This is a genomic window from Shewanella sp. SM87, from assembly GCF_025653705.1.
Classification (GTDB): Bacteria; Pseudomonadota; Gammaproteobacteria; order Enterobacterales; family Shewanellaceae; genus Shewanella; species Shewanella oncorhynchi.
In genome coordinates, this window is the sequence record NZ_JAKKSC010000069.1 from 1 (window position 1) to 2,740 (window position 2,740).

Sequence of the window (2,740 nt, forward strand, 5' to 3'; positions counted from 1 at the left end):
GTAAGCGTCCATTTTAGGACGTATTGACGCCTTATAGATTTCGGCCAAGCATCCTGGCTAGATGTCTTTCATGATCTGCACCAGTCCTGGTGGGATTTTCCACTGGCGGTTATCATCGCTGACCACCATCACTGATTTCTTGTTGATTTTGATAACCACCCCGAACACTTGGCCTTCTTTGGCCTTGAAGTGGACTTTTTGGCCTAAACGTAGCTGGCTTAGAACATTGATGTCGTTTTGCAAACGTAAGTACTCAATCCGTTTGCAGATGAGCTCGTTCAGGTCATGTAATTCGTCTAAGGTTAGGTCTTCTATGCGCATATCGCCTCCGTCTGGAGGCTATTCTACCGAAGTGGCGGGTAAAGCAAAGAGGTCTGAACGCAGTGGATTGTCGGCGAACTTGGTTTTCCAATTCCGTGGCGTCAGTTCGTGTACCAGGCTGGCAGGGTGTTGGCTGATGCGTAGCAGTACATCGGTCAGATAATCGTTTACATTGATATCATGCAATCGACAAGTGACTATCAGGCTTTGGATAACGCCAACATGCTCAGCACCGATTTCTGTCCAACAGAACAACCAATTTTTTCTCCCCATGGGTATGGGCCTGAGCGCCCGCTCCAGATGGTTTGTATCCAGCGGCACATCGGGGTCTTCTAAGAAGACACGCAGTGCCATTTCTTTGCTTTGTACATAGCCAATCGCTTTGTAGAGGGGGTCTTTTGGCAGCAGCGTCAGGTTATGCAGGGTGTCATCACACCACGTAAAGAAGCGGTCAACCACCGGTTTGCTGTGCGCAAGCCGGTATTGGCGTTTTTTGTCATCCGTGAGCTTTTGGTTTCGGATAGTCTCTTCTATCTCATACAGCTTGGCGATTAGGCTTATCGCTTCTTTGGCCGGTTGTGGCCAGCTGTTTTCGGCTGCAATAAATTGCCGGCGACTGTGCACCCAGCACTGGGCATGGGTTAAGCCCCCATTCGCTTTTATATAACTGGCATAGGCGCTGTAGCCATCGCTTAATAAAGTCCCTTTAAAGCGATGTTTTAATATCTCTTCTATATGTTGCCGCCCGCGGCTGGTGGAGAAGGTAAAAACAATTTCATCCTTATCACCATACACCGGCCAGAAGTAACTTTGCTTCATTTTGCCCGGGCCTGCTTTGCCTGCTTTAATCGGCGTCTCGTCCATTGCCAGCACCTGGCTTTGTAAGATGCTGGTCAGCATCGCATCCACAATCGGATAGAGTAAATCAATACCGCGTGCCACGATGGTGCCCAGTGTGCTGCGGCTTAAAGTAATGCCCGCTGCGGCTAAGCGCTGGTGTTGGCGATACAGCGGCAAGTGGTATTGGAATTTATCCACCAACATGCCGACGATAAAGCTCACATCCGCCACGCTTTTATCCAGCACATTGAACGGCGCTGCGCTTGGCAGGATAGTGTCGCTGTCTTTGTGTTTGATGATTTGCCGGTCATAGCGCAGCACGTCGAAGCTCGCTGGGCGCTGTGCTAAGCGGAAGGTGCTTTTTACGCCAATCACTTCATACTGGTCGGCATCTTCCCCTTTTAACTCGTCTGGTATCAGCGTAATCACTTTCACCGGTACGTTATCGTTAAATCGCAAACCACTGTCATTAACGCAATCATCCGGGCGCTGTTTGCCTTTTCTGCGGGTGTAGGTGGTATATTCGGTTTCACCTTCGGGTTGGGCCAGTGCTGGCACCATATCGCCCAGTAAGCTTAACTGCATACCCAATTCCAAGGCGCGCTTTTCTGACTTCTGACCAAACAACTGCTTCTCAAACCAGGCTAAGCGTTGCTGAATGCCTGCGAAGGTTTCGCGCAATGACGCATGCTCAGTTTCCAGCTTGCCGTACTTTTCTGACCAGGCCTGATTCTCTGCAGAAGCCTGTTGCAACAAACTCTGCAGGCGCGCGATTTCACTGGTCAAATTAACCCGTGTCTCGGCGTCCGCTGCCACGTTGGATGAGGATGAAGGCTTGATTTTCATAGCGTCAATTATACAGACTTATCAAGCGATTGACTGCCCATAGCGCTTCGCTTGTTTCTGGCGAAGTACGGTAATTCCGTCAACGATCATTTGCAGGGTGCAACCGGTGAGTGATTGGATCCCACTCGGATGCGGTTTCACCGGAAACTGGCCTTGCTCGAGGCGCTTAGCCCAGACACAATAGCCTGAGCTTTCGAAGTACAACACCTTCATCTGGGTTTTGCGGGCATTGATAAACACAAAGTACTGGCCGCTTTGTGGATTATGGCAAAGTTTATTGCGCACCAGGGCACTTAAACCGTTAAAGGATTTACGCATATCCACGGGTGTGGTGCACAGCCAGATTTTTTGGTTGGCAGCAGGGATAAACATTATTGCTGGCTAAGGGTAAGTTCAACGCCATTGCCCAGTGACAAGACGATATGCCAGCGGGTGTTACCGTGATGTGCAAGCGCGGATAAATCGATAAACGGTGTATCCTGGTGCACATTAGCTTGCTCAGTTTGTGGTGATAGACGTTGCCGCCATTTATAAAATGACATGGTGCTCAGTTGATGGGTTTGGCAAAACTCAGTGATGCTCAGCTCTGATGTGTGCCATAAGTCGATTAATTGCTGCCATTGTGCAGCGTTGCGGTAAGCTCGCTTTGCCATATCACTCTCCTGTAATGATGAGTGCACAGCTTATCGCGCGATCTTAAGTGGGAATAGGACGTCCTAAAATGGACGCTTAC

General features: G+C 49.6%; 4 protein-coding genes. All 4 read right to left on the reverse strand.

The window, feature by feature from the left end:
- Window positions 1-57: 57 nt before the first annotated feature.
- The 4 genes from L5M11_RS23565 to tnpA are packed head-to-tail and all read right to left on the reverse strand — an operon-like array spanning window position 58 to window position 2,660.
- The gene (locus L5M11_RS23565; protein WP_248084423.1) at window positions 58-321 is read right to left on the reverse strand and encodes a transposase; all 264 of its coding nucleotides are present in this window, start codon (window positions 319-321) and stop codon (window positions 58-60) included.
- An 18-nt stretch (window positions 322-339) separates the two neighbouring features.
- Window positions 340-2,007, reverse strand: a complete 1,668-nt coding sequence (locus tag L5M11_RS23570) for an IS66-like element ISSpu21 family transposase (RefSeq protein ID WP_263193430.1) — start codon at window positions 2,005-2,007, stop codon at window positions 340-342.
- Window positions 2,008-2,028: 21 nt separating this feature from the next.
- Entirely contained in the window at window positions 2,029-2,379 is a 351-nt protein-coding gene (gene tnpB, locus L5M11_RS23575) for an IS66 family insertion sequence element accessory protein TnpB (RefSeq protein ID WP_014610304.1), read from the reverse strand.
- Complete coding sequence (gene tnpA / locus L5M11_RS23580; RefSeq protein ID WP_113851620.1) at window positions 2,379-2,660, reverse strand: IS66 family insertion sequence element accessory protein TnpA; 282 nt, start codon at window positions 2,658-2,660, stop codon at window positions 2,379-2,381. The genes tnpB and tnpA overlap by 1 nt, the downstream gene beginning before the upstream one ends.
- Window positions 2,661-2,740 lie beyond the last annotated feature (80 nt).